Origin of the sequence: Enterovibrio sp. FF113 (assembly GCF_041439165.1) — a bacterium.
GTDB classification, from domain to species: Bacteria; Pseudomonadota; Gammaproteobacteria; order Enterobacterales; family Vibrionaceae; genus Enterovibrio; species Enterovibrio norvegicus_A.
In genome coordinates this window covers 1-13,530 of record NZ_JBGONO010000023.1, presented here as the reverse complement: position 1 = coordinate 13,530, position 13,530 = coordinate 1, and the positions used below count along the sequence as shown (strand labels likewise).

General features: G+C 44.9%; 19 protein-coding genes and 1 pseudogene. 9 read left to right on the top strand and 11 right to left on the bottom strand.

The window, feature by feature from the left end; all coding sequences use genetic code 11:
• Positions 1–11: 11 nt before the first annotated feature.
• Complete coding sequence (locus ACED36_RS17365; protein ID WP_016959845.1) at positions 12–482, bottom strand: hypothetical protein; 471 nt, start codon at positions 480–482, stop codon at positions 12–14.
• A 174-nt stretch (positions 483–656) separates the two neighbouring features.
• Complete coding sequence (locus ACED36_RS17360) at positions 657–863, bottom strand: hypothetical protein (protein WP_371733585.1); 207 nt, start codon at positions 861–863, stop codon at positions 657–659.
• A gap of 470 nt (positions 864–1,333) precedes the next feature.
• Here ACED36_RS17360 and yghU point away from each other — a divergent pair, with 470 nt between their 5' ends.
• Positions 1,334–2,194 (top strand): glutathione-dependent disulfide-bond oxidoreductase, encoded by an 861-nt coding sequence (gene yghU / locus ACED36_RS17355; protein WP_371733584.1) that lies wholly within the window; start codon positions 1,334–1,336, stop codon positions 2,192–2,194.
• A gap of 114 nt (positions 2,195–2,308) precedes the next feature.
• On the opposite strand, the gene ACED36_RS17350 is transcribed toward yghU, so the two are convergent.
• Positions 2,309–2,575 carry a hypothetical protein gene (locus ACED36_RS17350; protein ID WP_371733583.1) on the bottom strand — a complete coding sequence of 89 codons (267 nt, stop codon included), beginning with the start codon at positions 2,573–2,575 and terminating at the stop codon, positions 2,309–2,311.
• Positions 2,576–2,674: 99 nt separating this feature from the next.
• On the opposite strand from ACED36_RS17350, the gene ACED36_RS17345 reads away from it, so the two are divergent.
• The 4 genes from ACED36_RS17345 (at position 2,675) to ACED36_RS17330 (ending at position 7,016) form a co-directional block, all read left to right on the top strand.
• On the top strand, positions 2,675–2,848 hold the full coding sequence (locus ACED36_RS17345; RefSeq protein WP_198928792.1) for a hypothetical protein: 174 nt from the start codon (positions 2,675–2,677) through the stop codon (positions 2,846–2,848).
• A 363-nt stretch (positions 2,849–3,211) separates the two neighbouring features.
• Entirely contained in the window at positions 3,212–5,035 is a 1,824-nt protein-coding gene (locus ACED36_RS17340; protein ID WP_371733582.1) for a DUF4105 domain-containing protein, read from the top strand.
• 5 nt (positions 5,036–5,040) lie between these two features.
• Positions 5,041–5,484, top strand: a complete 444-nt coding sequence (locus tag ACED36_RS17335; RefSeq protein WP_371733581.1) for a DUF3015 family protein — start codon at positions 5,041–5,043, stop codon at positions 5,482–5,484.
• 227 nt (positions 5,485–5,711) lie between these two features.
• Entirely contained in the window at positions 5,712–7,016 is a 1,305-nt protein-coding gene (locus tag ACED36_RS17330) for a hypothetical protein (protein WP_371733580.1), read from the top strand.
• A gap of 43 nt (positions 7,017–7,059) precedes the next feature.
• Here the strand turns inward: ACED36_RS17330 and ACED36_RS17325 are convergent, their stop codons facing one another.
• On the bottom strand, positions 7,060–7,311 hold the full coding sequence (locus tag ACED36_RS17325; RefSeq protein WP_371733579.1) for a VOC family protein: 252 nt from the start codon (positions 7,309–7,311) through the stop codon (positions 7,060–7,062).
• Between the two features lie 151 nt (positions 7,312–7,462).
• Here ACED36_RS17325 and ACED36_RS17320 point away from each other — a divergent pair, with 151 nt between their 5' ends.
• Positions 7,463–7,921, top strand: a complete 459-nt coding sequence (locus tag ACED36_RS17320) for a RidA family protein (protein WP_371733578.1) — start codon at positions 7,463–7,465, stop codon at positions 7,919–7,921.
• Between the two features lie 186 nt (positions 7,922–8,107).
• On the opposite strand, the gene ACED36_RS17315 is transcribed toward ACED36_RS17320, so the two are convergent.
• Positions 8,108–8,278 carry a hypothetical protein gene (locus ACED36_RS17315; protein WP_017005567.1) on the bottom strand — a complete coding sequence of 57 codons (171 nt, stop codon included), beginning with the start codon at positions 8,276–8,278 and terminating at the stop codon, positions 8,108–8,110.
• Between the two features lie 156 nt (positions 8,279–8,434).
• On the opposite strand from ACED36_RS17315, the gene ACED36_RS17310 reads away from it, so the two are divergent.
• Positions 8,435–9,307 (top strand): AraC family transcriptional regulator, encoded by an 873-nt coding sequence (locus tag ACED36_RS17310; RefSeq protein ID WP_241819169.1) that lies wholly within the window; start codon positions 8,435–8,437, stop codon positions 9,305–9,307.
• Between the two features lie 47 nt (positions 9,308–9,354).
• Here ACED36_RS17310 and ACED36_RS17305 read toward each other — a convergent pair whose 3' ends face one another.
• From ACED36_RS17305 to ACED36_RS17290, 4 genes are all read right to left on the bottom strand, one after another.
• Positions 9,355–9,654 (bottom strand): type II toxin-antitoxin system RelE/ParE family toxin, encoded by a 300-nt coding sequence (locus ACED36_RS17305; RefSeq protein ID WP_017005568.1) that lies wholly within the window; start codon positions 9,652–9,654, stop codon positions 9,355–9,357.
• On the bottom strand, positions 9,642–9,899 hold the full coding sequence (locus tag ACED36_RS17300; RefSeq protein ID WP_016959857.1) for a type II toxin-antitoxin system Phd/YefM family antitoxin: 258 nt from the start codon (positions 9,897–9,899) through the stop codon (positions 9,642–9,644). The genes ACED36_RS17305 and ACED36_RS17300 overlap by 13 nt, the downstream gene beginning before the upstream one ends.
• A gap of 161 nt (positions 9,900–10,060) precedes the next feature.
• Positions 10,061–10,714 (bottom strand): hypothetical protein, encoded by a 654-nt coding sequence (locus tag ACED36_RS17295; RefSeq protein WP_371733577.1) that lies wholly within the window; start codon positions 10,712–10,714, stop codon positions 10,061–10,063.
• Positions 10,715–10,822: 108 nt separating this feature from the next.
• Positions 10,823–11,197 (bottom strand): VOC family protein, encoded by a 375-nt coding sequence (locus ACED36_RS17290; protein ID WP_371733576.1) that lies wholly within the window; start codon positions 11,195–11,197, stop codon positions 10,823–10,825.
• Positions 11,198–11,614: 417 nt separating this feature from the next.
• Here ACED36_RS17290 and ACED36_RS17285 point away from each other — a divergent pair, with 417 nt between their 5' ends.
• Complete coding sequence (locus tag ACED36_RS17285) at positions 11,615–12,577, top strand: transposase (protein ID WP_029486402.1); 963 nt, start codon at positions 11,615–11,617, stop codon at positions 12,575–12,577.
• A 213-nt stretch (positions 12,578–12,790) separates the two neighbouring features.
• Positions 12,791–13,066 carry a helix-turn-helix transcriptional regulator gene (locus tag ACED36_RS17280; protein WP_371733614.1) on the top strand — a complete coding sequence of 92 codons (276 nt, stop codon included), beginning with the start codon at positions 12,791–12,793 and terminating at the stop codon, positions 13,064–13,066.
• A gap of 52 nt (positions 13,067–13,118) precedes the next feature.
• Here ACED36_RS17280 and ACED36_RS17275 read toward each other — a convergent pair whose 3' ends face one another.
• Positions 13,119–13,418, bottom strand: a complete 300-nt coding sequence (locus ACED36_RS17275; RefSeq protein WP_371733575.1) for a type II toxin-antitoxin system RelE/ParE family toxin — start codon at positions 13,416–13,418, stop codon at positions 13,119–13,121.
• A pseudogene (locus tag ACED36_RS17270) lies at positions 13,406–13,530 on the bottom strand (prevent-host-death family protein); the annotation flags it as partial. The gene ACED36_RS17275 and the pseudogene ACED36_RS17270, both read right to left, overlap by 13 nt.

Genomic DNA, 13,530 nt, shown 5'->3' with positions numbered 1-13,530 from the left:
GATGAATAGGGCTACTCGTCCCACCAACAAAACTTGTTATCGTGGCTTGGTGATAAGGCCGACGCGATCCAAATACCGGGACCGCAAGCATAAGTGTCACCCGCTATTCGTTCTCTGCTCATCGTTTTTACATTGTCTTGTTCGAAATCAACCAGAACACTTAGATCCCCCATTGGGAGCTTGAGAGGGATGGGGATGACAACCGCCCAAACAACAATGCCTTTATAAAAGGTTTTGTAAGGATAAATCCATCGTTCTCCACCATGCGCATTTTTGGCGATCAACAAAGGCTCTCCCCATGCTTCTCTTATACCCACTTTATTGCGCTGTTCATCCTTTAAGTACGGATACTTTTCTTTCACGTCATTGTCGTGAAAGCGCCCATAAAAATCATCGACTTTTTTATCTGTGTTATCCGTGATACCCACACAGCCATTCAAAAACATCAGTCCAAAAAAGGCTAAGACTTTTGCAAAACTCAATGTATCGCTCCATTTTCCGCGTTGATAACACGCCGATCTTTGTGACAAACAAAAAATAATAAATTGGTCTATATTCAACAAGTTGAAGCCTTAAGACAATCATTTATAGGATATCTTTGTTTCTCTACATGGAATGCATCATCAATGCGAAACATGGCTAATGGTGTGAAATAGCTAGCGTTTAAGCCTCGATTTCAATTCAGCTTTTTTTTCGTCTAACCAGCGAAGGAGTCTCGGCGCATTCATGGCAACCATACCAATGCCACACATCACCATAAGATAAACCCATGCCATCCAGCGAAAAGAATCAGGCGCGTCGGGGAGAACAATGAGCGCGATGACACCCGCAGCCACTAACAGGCTTGTAATGCGAAAAAACATGACTGAACACTCCGTGTTAGGTTGATATCACAAGCATACCGCGACATTCGAATTTCCAAGATTTTTAACGCGTCGAGGCATACATTGCTCGCGACACGCTTTGAATTCACTTGCAGGATCAAGATAAAACATCCACATCCAGCCTTGGGCGTCGGTGGTTATTCGCCAAGGGTAAGGCGCGACAGTAAGCACAGAATCATTGAGGTGAGCGAGTTTGTTGATGGCACTTCCCGTTCGTCCAACCGTGCCGACTTCCTCTCCCTGCGATACCTAGTCACCTAACGTTGTAATATCACGCTTACGTTTTGTTATTGAGGGAAAGCTAATGCTAGAGTGTGATTTGTCTGGAGATTAAAGAACTAGACCAGCGCAACCTCAAAGTGCTCGTTCAACGAGAACTTCTCGGTAACCAAACCATACTTTGAGGCTCGTCGGTTAACTAGCCTATCATTGATGTTTAAGGAAAAACCATGAGCGATAACCAATATACACCGCCAAAAGTTTGGGCAAATGAAGCAAGCACGGGTAACAAATTCGCAAATATTAACAGCCCTGTTTCAGGCGCAAGGTTTGATCGGGATTTACCTGTCGGTGAACATGGATTTCAGCTTTACTCGCTCGGCACCCCGAATGGTCAGAAAGTCACCATCATGCTTGAAGAGCTTTTAGCACTTGACATTACAGAAGCGGAATATGATGCGTACCTGATCAACATTGGTGACTCAGAGCAATTCTCATCAGGGTTTGTCGGTGTAAACCCCAATTCAAAAATACCCGCACTGGTTGATAAAACAGGTACAGATCCTATCAACGTGTTTGAATCCGCTTCTATTCTTGTGCACTTGGCTGAAAAGTTCGGTCAATTCCTGCCAGCAAGTGGCCCTGCAAGAACGCAAACCTTGAACTGGCTCTTCTGGGCGCAAGGTTCAGCGCCATTCCTTGGTGGTGGCTTTGGTCACTTCTATGCGTACGCCGATGTGAAACAAGAGTACCCAATTAATCGCTTTGCGATGGAAGCGAAGCGCCAGTTAGATGTATTGGACAAGCAGCTTGCTAACAACACTTATATTTCTGGTGAAGAATACACGATTGCAGATATGGCTATTTGGCCTTGGTATGGCAGCCTCGTGCTTGGCCGCTTATATGATGCCGCTGAGTTCTTGGAAGCGAACACGTATACCAACGTGGTCCGTTGGGCAAAACAGTTAGATGCCCGTGAGGGTGTGCAGCGTGGCCGGGTTGTGAATCGTTCTTTTGGTGAAGCATGGGAACAAGTCCCTGAACGTCATTCAGCTGAAGACATTGATAAGGTGCTGAAACTGCGCCCGTAGTTTCTGTGGATTGACAGTGAAAGCGCACCCTCTAGGTGCGCTTTTTTCTGATCTAACGCTTAAATGACAGATAGAACCCTCACCTAAACACCGCGATCTCGGAGCAGCCGACGACTAAAGTTTAATGTCCAACTTGTTTCGCACATATGTTGGGATAGCCAGTTGCTCATCAAGGTCATTGAACTCTGCTTGCTTGGGCATGGATTCGACGATTGTCGTTAGTTCTTCGAAACTGATGCCAACGAATCTGCATGCTGTCATTAGGCCATTTATAAAGCACTTTTTCTCGCGCTTTTTTCGATCCTCACTGGTGGGAATGGATGCGTAAGCTTCACACTCTTTTGATAACAGCGCTAACAACTCTATTTTTTGCGATACCATACTTTTCCCTGATGATTAATAGGTGTTCGACTCATTATCAAATAATATAAATTTCAATACCAAGATATTGATCTAGTTAAAGATATTTGGAATGAGAGAGTGCTGAGGTCACTCTTGTCTTCTTTTGACCATGCATCGATGGTGAAAGTCTCACTGTTTTCAGCTGTGCTGTCGTTCACAGTAGAAATAGCGATGCGCACTGACGATGCATTCTGGCAAGGTAATTTCAATCAGCGTCGAGGAAATGGCGGCTGTTCCCGTTGTTCCATCTGAGTAGAGCAATGAGACGGTTAGGTCCAGCTACATGCTCTGCGGTAGCGGTAGATTTCAAGTTAGTCGGGTTCATATAGGCAAGCTGGTATAGCGAGCTTTTGCTGCCATGCATATCAAGCCCCATAACGAGTAAAATGAACAAGCTGCATATTACCCTCAATGGGCTTTCTACGATCCTACCCTAGATGGGTCAGTACTCTGCCTTGGGTATGAAGCGAAAATATAGCTATTTTGACGACAAATTTAGTAAAAAAATGTGTGATAACAGCGTTAAAACCTCGAAAAAACATGCGTGTTGTGTTTTACTCAGGAGAAATCTGCCGAACGAATAAGAAGCAGCATATCAAGCAATATTTTGTATATATGAGTCTCATTGCGTTACATTTTCTTGCCTCTTTCACAGCCAGTGCAGATGGCCGTGAACCTCGTCATATCTTTAACCTCCACAAAAATCCGACATGGCAAAATCTTCTACATCATGAACCCAGCTGGTTCGGCTCAGAAAGCCTGATAAACAGTGCTGATTTCTTTCTATCACCTGATGGAAAATACAATGCAGCAGCGGAACTTTCCGCGACGTTAGACGCCTTCACGTTAGAGCCTCAAACACAGTGCCGCTTTCCCGCGAGAAAAATGTGGCTTGAGCAGGTATTGCCCAACATCCCGTTCCCAAAGGTCGATTGCCGTGAATACGAAACGTATATGCAGGCATTCTCCGCAGAAAGCGTCAGTTTGGTTTATGCCAGTGGTTATCTCGGCAATCCCGCCTCTATGTACGGGCACGTATTACTGAAGTTTAACAGCGCTAAAAATCACGAGTTTCTCGACAACACATTCAATTATGGCGCTCGTGTACCGGATGAAGATAACAAGCTTGTTTATATCTACAAGGGCATTACTGGCGGCTATTCAGGCCAGTTTACTAACCAGAAATACCATCACCAAAACCTCACATACAACGAATCTGAGCTGAGAGACTTGTGGGAGTATCGGCTACGCCTTTCACAGCAAAAGGTTAACTTCTTGCTTGCCCATCTCTGGGAGTTGGAAAATAGCAGCATGACGTACTATTTCTTCACAGAAAACTGTGCGTATCAGCTAGCTAAAGTTTTAGAGATGGTGATGGAGAAACCATTGATCGCCGAGGGAAAACTCTGGGTAATGCCATTCGATATTGTCATGATGTTGAACAAACCCCAAACAAACGCATTTGTTGATGACGTTATCTATCACAAATCACGCCAAGAGCAACTCTATCAGCGCTTTGCTCAACTCAATGAAGACCAGCAGGAAACGATCGCTCGTATCGTTGACACTCCGACATCAGAGATTCAACAGCAATTTGATGATCATTCACACAATGAAGTCATACAGATCGTCGATACGCTCTATGACTATTACGCATTTATCGATGTAAAAAATGAGGGTCTCAACGATGTTCAAACGGCAAAACTCAAGGCACTCCTAGCGTTACGGTTTAGCCTGCCTGCATCAGAAACTGAGTGGATTGAACCCAAACAAACGCCACCTCACAACGCCCAGAATACGACAATGCTTCAAGCTTCAGCAATCTACAACGAGGCGTTTGGAGAAGCATTGGCACTTAGGTTCCGCGCCAACTATTACGACCTGTTAAACATGAATTCCGCAAGGATTCCAGACTCAGCCCTGAATACCTTTGACCTGACATTTCTCTATACCAAAGAGGATAATTCGGTTCGACTACGAGAGTTTACTCTCATCGATATTATCAACTTAAATGTCTCCCAAACTGGGCTACCTGGTGATAGTCAATTGGCTTGGGGGATATCCGCTGGCTACAAGCCCACGGCACTAAATTGTATAAATTGTTCAGATACCTCATTCAAAGGCTTTGTCGGTAAAAGCTGGAAAACCTTTGACAGTCTCGTTAGCCATTTGGCGTTAGCGGGAGATATACAAATTAATTCACTAAAAGATATCAATCTGTTTAGCGGACCAGAAATTGGGGGAGTCTTAACCGTGACTCCTTATTGGGTTACCTCAATGAAATTAGGCGGTTATTTTAATATAAACAAAAAATGGCAATACAATAATCATTTAGCGTGGGAACAACGTTTCTTTGATCATCAAGCGTTTGATCTCAGAACCACTGTTCGTTATGACGAAGGATTTGAGTATGCCGCTAACTTATCTATTTATTGGTGAATAATATGAAAAAAATTGCGCTATTAGCTGTCGCTGCTGCTTTTATGTCGGGTAATGTTGCTGCCGAGGACAAAGAAAGAATTAACCCTTGGACACAATGTGGTATTGGAGCAATGATTTTTAACGATATTCCTGCTGCTGCAGGTATCTCAAACGTTATCTGGGATTTGGGTACAACGGCTGTATCGTCTAATATCTCTTCGCAAGGAACATGTGAAGGTAGCGAAGTGAAAGCTGCCATGTTCATCCAGAACAACTTTGACCAAATGATGGAAGACACCTCTAAAGGTTCTGGCGAACACATTAATGCTATGTTGGAAATTCTAGAAGTAGAAGCAGCGAACCAAGAAGGCGTAATCACGTCTGTTCGTGCCAATGTTGCAGGTCAACTCGCAGTGGACGAGGTAACACCTCAGTCATACTACAATGCTGTTGTAGCAAGCCTGTAGTCGCATTCAGCAGGGAGCCTTTGTTCCCTGCTTGCTCTCATCCACGTGGGGTTACCTGCACGCTGCGTGCTTTTCTTGTTTTTGGCGGTTGAACCATAGCCATTTCCTGTGTATTTCTTCATCACTATGCTTTTACAGCAAATTGTCAGCCTTTAGCTTTTGTTTTTTCTCCTTCCTTGCCCCATGATGCCCCCACTTTTATTGCCGGAATACAGCGTGGAGCAGTCGTGAAATCGGGCTTAGATATTCAGTTAAGTGACGCATTCAATGCATTTATTAGTGCGCTAAAAGCAACACATGAAGCGTACTTTGAAACGTCAATCCGTCTCGTGTCTTTGCAAGCGTGGAAATACGTCGGCGTTGGTATGGGCGTTCAACCTCCCCAGCGAACAAGCAAAGAAAGTTGGGTTGTGCTGCCAAACAACGATGAGGATGCCGCGGCAAAAAAGCATTTTCACTGCACCGCGCGAGACGCTGACGTTTGGGCGATTAACATGGCCGGTAAAGGGCGAAGAATCGCACTTGCCCGCCGAAATTCACATGATGCCATGGCGATTTTGGACCAAGATGCATTTATTGATCACGTCATTTGGGATGCGCCGCTAGGCGATGCTGGTCAAGGTGTGTTGCCCGTGAATCGGATGGTGTTAGAGATGGGAGGCGAAGAGCGCGTCTTTCATATTTGCGGTATGCGTGATGAGAAAGGCAACCTATCGGTGTATGTAAACGGCCATGAAAAATTGGAATTGACGGCATCACGCTCTATCGATAACGCCCTCCATCGCTTTGGTGAACGCTGTGCGCAAAGTAAAAACAGCGAACAACCCCACGCGGGTGTGTCGCTAGAAAACATGCCGTTTTTAGCCCTTGTCGAGTCGCAGCAAGACGATGATGTGCTGTTCAAGCAATTTCCCTTTCTCTCGCCGCTAACGTTTCAAAAAATAAGAAATGAAATCGACAAGTCTCGATACCTTGTTCAAAAAGCAATGAAAGAGGCAGTGTCAGCAAAACGCGTCATGCTGTTGGCCGTTCCAAGCGCATTGGCCGTGTCTGTGTCGCTATTTTTCATGTTTAATCTGATATTAAGCAACGGAACATCGGCAGGTTTTCTTTCAGCGATCGAGCCATTCATGGACGCTTTCATTAGCGCGAAGCAATCGATACTGCAGCACTACTTCTCGCTGTGGGGGAACATGAAGTATGCCTTCATGGGTTTGGTTGTCATGGTTATGGCTGGCTATCAACTTGTCGATTACGGCGCTAAAAAGTGTAAGAAGCAGGGCATGTTATTCCCCATCGTCGCGAAACTGACTTACTACTGTTTTGTCGCTGCGTTTTTGATAGATCTATTGCTGCTCAGCGCGAGTGCAGCGAATCCAAATATCATCACAGTGGCATTGGCGTTTGCTATGTATCTCTTGCCCATCACGGTTTATATCAGCTTCCAGTTTTTGAAGAAGAAAGCCGAGAGCAAGGTATTGGCACCCTTGAAGGTATTTACCTGGTTTTCTGTAGATAAACCTTTGCGGTAGCAGACATGAAAAGCGCACTTTAAGTGCGCTTTTTTCACCCTGCCTAGATCATGGAACTCAACCCAAACAAGTTACCTTCGGTATCCATGCATACACAGACAAAGCCAAACTCACCGATCGACATTTTAGGTTTAATCACCTGACCGCCAGACGCTTCAATTCGAGATTCTTCGACAGCACAATCTTCAACGCCAAAGTAAACGATAGTGCCGCCAGTCACAGGGCTAGCGTTTTCGCGTTTAACCAATGCGCCGCCAGCGCCATAGTGCTCCATGTCAGTTTTGAAGGCTTTCATCTCAACGCTGCTGTTGCATCCAAACCCTGCCTTATTTCGTCTCACTTCCAGCTATCTCATCTCTTTACTCGCTGATAGCTGTCATTCTCGCGTCGGTTTTTACTCGCTTAATCCGCGACGCGCATCGATAGTCAAACGTAAGGAAACTAACATGCGACATCTCTTCATCTTATTCACGGTCGGTTTCAGCATTCTCACTGTTCAACCTGTATTGGCAAAACAGCATGAAGGTATCGAGTTTCTTAACTCCGGCGCTGTGCTTCCTAAGACACTTCCTTTTTCAGAGGCCGTAAGAGTGGGTAAAACCCTCTACCTGTCGGGGCAGATCGGTATTTTGCCGGGCACACTCACCTTAGCTCCGGGCGGAATAGAAGCGGAATCAAAGCAGACGATGGAAAACATCAAAACATCGCTCAGCGCAAATGGCTATGCCATGAGCGATCTGGTGAAGTGCACCGTCTTACTCGCAGACATGTCTGAATGGCAGACGTTCAACGGCATCTACAAAACGTATTTTTCTGACCGATACCCAGCGAGAAGTGCAATCGGTGCCAATGGGTTGGCATTGGGTGCAAAAGTAGAAGTGGAATGTATTGCAGCGGTTGATTGATAGGGAGAACGTTATCAAGTGACCGTCACGGTAATTTGCTAGGTGTTGCGCCCCCACGCAAAAGGTACGACACCTAGCATCGCGCCAGTAAACGCGCCCATCGGGTCGCTATTAAAGCAGTGATACTCCGAACTATCCCCATAGGTGTGATTAGCTCTCGTCGAATCGGATGCGTTGAATTTGACTCTACGCGTCTTGTTTTTCTTGTTGGTACAACGCACTTTTCAATGCACTCTCGTTGCTAAAACCGACACTTGTCCAACCCAGCCCATATTCTTTTCCATAGAACCCTGTGAGGTCTTTAAGCCAGTATTCTTTATTTTTTTCAATCAGTTGAATGATATTTTTAAGCATCATTTCGCCTCGTTTTAGTGGGAGTAACAACACTATAGCGAGATGAAAAAAGCAGATTGATACGATGACGGCAGGTACTGGTACTTTTGCCGCAACTTAGTTTTTCTCGTCTGAAAGACTGTTAAAATTGGCCAGTAGCAATAAGGCCGAGTGATCACCGTGAGACATAAGAAAACCGCATTAGAAAAGCCACCAAGACGTGAAGGTTTTTCATGGCGCTATAGAAAGATAAAGCAAGTACAAAAGCCGACACTCTGGCACTGTCATGAAGAGTACGAGCTTGCTCTGCACCGAAATTTTGTTGGAACGGCTGCGGTATCGCACCATGAATCTCCCGTCGCTCACAACCATCTTATGTTGATAGGGCCTAATCTGCCCCATGCCGTGACATCAAAAGACATTGAAGGACAGCAATGTGAAACTCATGTGGTTTGGTTTCGCGAGTCGTGGATTAAACAATTGATGGCTAGCTGTGAGGAACTGAGAAACCTCACCCCATTGCTTGAGCGCTCCAAGCTCTGCATTGAATTCTCGGAACGAACGGCAGAAGACGTCTTTCAGCTTTTAGATGATTGCCCCAACACCAGCCCAATCGACCAGTTAGCGACCTTTCTTCAAGTGTTGTCGGTATTGGCGCAAGACAGCCAAAGTAAAACGCTGCTGCCGACCGCTTTGGGTCAAACCAAAATCGATGATGCAGAACGCGCCAAGATAGAGAAAATCTGTGATTACTTGGCACGTAATATGGCAAAACCCATCACTCTCGCCGATCTCGGCAGGGCATTTCACGCCAGCGATAGCAGCATTCAACGCCTCTTTACCGATCACTTTGGTGAAAGCTTTTCATCGTATTTGAAAAAGCTTCGCTTAGGACATGCGTGCAGTGAATTGCAAATGACGACCAAGCCCATTGGGTTAATCGCAGAGAGCGTTGGGTACAGAAACCTGTCGAATTTTAATCGCCAATTTAAGCAGTACAAGCAACTGACCCCGAGAAAATATAGAGGGCAGTTTAAGCGGGGAGCGTCATAGCCAAAGAAAACAGAGGTTGGAAGCGAAGCTCAAGGTCTGCATCTGCATTACTTACTCAAAAGAAACTTCCGCAGTTCACGCTCTTCACGCATGACATACAAGATAAATACAGTCTCAGCTTCTTGTTTATAAAATACTCGGCAAGGGCTGACGACCACTTCACGATAATTCAACTGTGGCAGTTCAGGGGGAGTTCGACCCGATTCAGGGAAAGTTTCTAGGCGTTCTACTTTATCAAAAACGGACAGAACAACTAGCTTTGCAGCAGGAAGGTTGTCAAGCGCGATGTATTCAGCAATATCGTTAAGATCGGAAAGCGCCGAATCAGTCCAGACTACTTGAGCCATTTTGACATCTTGTCCTTGGCATCTGAATGTGCGGTTACCTTTCCTTCAGTAACAGCTCTTTCGCCACGAGCGATACCTTCCAATAGCGCAAGGCGATTTTGCATGAACTCGTAATCTTCAACATCCACCAGATAAGCAGAGGGTTTGCCATGCTCAGTGATGAGTACAGGCTCTTTGCTATCGTGCAGTTCCGACAAGATTTTGGTCGCTTGGCGTTTCAACGACGTTACCAGTTCTACTTTCATCTGTGTTACCTCGAAGATATACTCAAAGTGATACTATTCTATCACTTTGAGTATAGCAAGGTTGGGAGATTTTTAAGTGCCTGTCCCCTCTAACCCATTCCCTCTAACCCATTTTAAACACTGAAAAGAACTGACGGATAACACCTCATTCAGCCTACGCGTTAGCGGTCGATTGCATTGTCTTGGCGTAGCAAACATATACCCAACCAAATAAACCAGCCAATTTGGGCAACACCGAATATTTCGGTAAATATTTCGTCGGGATAAACTGTAGTAATACCCGCTATGCCTACAAGCAAACCAAGATAATTTAGATTTCGCGAAAACTCCCCAGCTTGTAAGGCAACTACACTAAGTAATAAAACCCAAAGCCCCCCAACCAACTCATTTCCACCGCCGAGACTTTCTGTAATCAAAAAAACTATTGACCATATATCAAACGCTTTTTGTGGGTTTGCATCCATTAGATCGATTGCATGATCAAGACCAATCGTTGAGATCATGCCACTCGCAATCACTAAGCCTACCCAGATAACACCAAATAGGGAGCCAATTGCGAGTGCTGGGTCTTTTGTAGCTTTTAGCTTTTCGTGTAAACCGATAACCAGCACCGCAAGGAAAACGCCGAATATTACATACATTAGGAAATAGATGATTGAAAATATTTGTTGGTTTTCTGCAAGGTAAGCCATTTTTTCTGTTGGGCTACCAGTGGATGGGTATGACCAAAAAGCACCGAAGTATATAAAAGCAAGAATATAGATAAAAGCTTCAGAAATAGCTGAAACTCCAGCCAGTTTTTGCAGGTTTCTCATTCGACTAAATTCCGGTTTCTGCTAATGCTAACGTCGCGCTTTGCGGTGATTTTGGTGGCACAAAGTGCCGGAAAAATTATCCGACAACAGCGCCTTGATTAACTGCAATTACTCGGATTCCCAAGGGGTACATATATCAATGAGGCAGCCGTTTGGGTCTTTTACCAGAAAACGGCGTTGACCGTAAAACTCGTTACGGGGTGCTTGCAAAATCGATAGTCCCATATTTAGTGCTTTCTCATAAGTCGCATCAACATCGCTTACTACAAAGGTGACGTACATACCTGTTGGAGAATTTTGATACTCTTTCGGTACAAGCTCATGATCCCACTGAATAATTCCGTATTCAACTTCTGAATCTTCTGGCACGCAAAGTTGCATATACCAATCACTTTCGTACTTTATTTTTAAACCTAAAAGATTTGCATAGAAATCTTTGCTTTCCTGTAGGTCATTAGAACATATATTCGTTAATATTTTCATCCGACTCCCTTTGTACATTTAACGCCCGCTTCTAGCTGACCCCCTCAAAATCTCTTTTCTAAACAATGAGAAGGGCGCACATCGACCCTTTTGAACTAATGAATTTCGCCAAAAAACACATTCCACCAAAAGGAATGAACGATGCGCGATATTCAAATTCTACAAGATACTCTACAAAGTCAGTGTCCCACTATTCATAAAAAGCGGCTTCACTTTCTGATACTTGCAACTAAATCCTCACTTGATGCAGAACAAATAGGACATAGAACAAATAGGACACACACTTTAAGAAAAGCTTTAATTTGTCAATTTCATACGATAGTGCTTCAAGGCTCAAAGGCAGGTCTCCAAGATGAATGCCGCGTTGCTGAACGATATGATCCCCGTATTGTTCAACGACTCGTCACTTATATCTCAATGACTAAAGCTCGCTCATCCCTCATTAGTATTGACGCTACGCCTTACTATCACTGCGTCTCGCGTTGTGTGCGTCGTTCATTCCTTTGTGGATATGATGAACTTGCTAAGCAAAACTATGAACATCGTCGTGGTTGGATTGAAGAACGGCTACTCGCGCTAGCAGGCGCATTTTGTATTGATATTTGTGCCTATGCCATCATGAGTAATCACTATCATGTGGTGCTCCATATTAATGCTGACAAATCTAAACAGTTGACAGCACATGACGTTGCCGAGCGTTGGTTGGCTTTTCATCAAGGTCCAACATTGATTCACCGTTTTCTGGCGCAAGATACACTCACCGACTCAGAAACTGAGCGTTGCCATACGGTGATTGAAACGTGGCGTGAGCGATTAATGTCGATTAGTTGGTTCATGCGTCTACTGAATCAACACATCGCATCTGAAGCCAACCGAGAAGACAAATGCACAGGTCATTTCTGGGAGGGGCGGTTCAAAAGCCAAGCGTTACTCGATGAAAAAGCCCTTGCGGCGGCGATGGCCTATGTGGATTTAAACCCTGTTAGGGCTGCGATTGCAGCCACACCAGAAACGTCCGATTTCACGAGTATCAAAGCGCGAATTAACGCCATTGAAAATGAGAAAACTGCCACAAAAGGATTGTTCCCCTTTGTTGGAAACCCGAGAGAAAACATGTCAGAGGGCATCCCTTTTCGGTTGATGGATTATCTAGAACTTGTCGATTGGACAGGTCGCCAATGCCGAGAGGATAAGCGTGGTCAAATTGATAGCAGAACGCCTCCAATACTCAACCGCTTAGGGTTTGATTCCGCTGAATGGCTTGATGCCTACAAACATGCTCAAAAAGGAACTCTCATTGGCACAAAGTCATCCATTAAGCGCGCTTTATCTTTACTCGGGAGAAAGCGACTTTGTGGATTTCGACTCCCAGCCAGCTAGAATCGCCAAAACCACTCCCGATTTTTGAATGACCACCTTACTGGTGGTTTTCGCCTTCCTGCAAAACACCCATTCCCAGTAATTTCAGCGGGTTCTTCTACTTTCCTGCCTAAAACCTAGGGGAGAAGTGTTATTTGGGCACAATGGTAGAAAGACAAGTGATGTGGTTTTCTGCCATTTTAAGGATGTGTGTCCCGTTAGTTCGCGAAAACCATCACTCTCGCCGATCTCGGCGGGGCGTTCCACGCCAGCGATAGCAGTATTCAACGCCTCTTTACCGATCACTTTGGCGAAAGCTTTTCATCGTATTTGAAAAAGCTTCGTTTAGGGCATGCATGCAGTGAATTGCAAATGACGACCAAGCCCATTGGGTTAATCGCAGAGAGCATTGGGTACAGAAACCTGTCGAATTTTAATCGCCAATTTAAGCAGTACAAGCAACTGACCCCGAGAGAATATAGAGGGCAGTTTAAGCGGGGAGCGTCTTAGCAAAGGAAGCAGATGTTTAAAGCGATGATGCTCAAGGTCTACACCTGCTGCTTTACTTACTCAAAAGAAACTTCCGCAGTTCACGCTCTTCACGCATGACATACAAGATAAATACAGTCTCAGCTTCTTGTTTATAAAATACTCGGCAAGGGCTGACGACCACTTCACGATAATTCAAATGTGGCAGTTCAGGGGGAGTTCGACCCGATTCAGGGAAAGTTTCTAGTCGTTCTACTTTATCAAAAACGGACTGAACAACTAGCTTTGCAGCAGGAAGGTTGTCAAGCGCGATATATTCAGCAATATCGTTAAGATCGGAAAGCGCTGAATCAGTCCAAACTATTTGAGCCATTTCGACATTTTATCCTTGGCTTCTGAATGTGCGGTTACCTTTCCTTCAGTAACAGCCCTTTCGCCACGAGCGATACCTTCCAATAGCGCAAGGCGATTTTGCATGAACTCGT

Excerpts from the sequence above, each read along its gene's own strand:
- ACED36_RS17340 (WP_371733582.1), top strand. The coding sequence starts at position 3,212 with ATGAGTCTCATTGCGTTACATTTTCTTGCCTCTTTCACAGCCAGTGCA.
- ACED36_RS17360 (WP_371733585.1), bottom strand. The coding sequence starts at position 863 with ATGTTTTTTCGCATTACAAGCCTGTTAGTGGCTGCGGGTGTCATCGCG.
- ACED36_RS17275 (WP_371733575.1), bottom strand. The coding sequence starts at position 13,418 with ATGGCTCAAATAGTTTGGACTGATTCAGCGCTTTCCGATCTTAACGAT.
- ACED36_RS17305 (WP_017005568.1), bottom strand. The coding sequence starts at position 9,654 with ATGGCTCAAGTAGTCTGGACTGATTCGGCGCTTTCCGATCTTAACGAT.
- ACED36_RS17285 (WP_029486402.1), top strand. The coding sequence starts at position 11,615 with ATGACTAAAGCTCGCTCATCCCTCATTAGTATTGACGCTACGCCTTAC.
- ACED36_RS17300 (WP_016959857.1), bottom strand. The coding sequence starts at position 9,899 with ATGAAAGTAGAACTGGTAACGTCGTTGAAACGCCAAGCGACCAAAATC.
- yghU (WP_371733584.1), top strand. The coding sequence starts at position 1,334 with ATGAGCGATAACCAATATACACCGCCAAAAGTTTGGGCAAATGAAGCA.
- ACED36_RS17295 (WP_371733577.1), bottom strand. The coding sequence starts at position 10,714 with ATGAGAAACCTGCAAAAACTGGCTGGAGTTTCAGCTATTTCTGAAGCT.
- ACED36_RS17335 (WP_371733581.1), top strand. The coding sequence starts at position 5,041 with ATGAAAAAAATTGCGCTATTAGCTGTCGCTGCTGCTTTTATGTCGGGT.
- ACED36_RS17325 (WP_371733579.1), bottom strand. The coding sequence starts at position 7,311 with ATGAAAGCCTTCAAAACTGACATGGAGCACTATGGCGCTGGCGGCGCA.
- ACED36_RS17320 (WP_371733578.1), top strand. The coding sequence starts at position 7,463 with ATGCGACATCTCTTCATCTTATTCACGGTCGGTTTCAGCATTCTCACT.
- ACED36_RS17290 (WP_371733576.1), bottom strand. The coding sequence starts at position 11,197 with ATGAAAATATTAACGAATATATGTTCTAATGACCTACAGGAAAGCAAA.
- ACED36_RS17350 (WP_371733583.1), bottom strand. The coding sequence starts at position 2,575 with ATGGTATCGCAAAAAATAGAGTTGTTAGCGCTGTTATCAAAAGAGTGT.
- ACED36_RS17315 (WP_017005567.1), bottom strand. The coding sequence starts at position 8,278 with ATGATGCTTAAAAATATCATTCAACTGATTGAAAAAAATAAAGAATAC.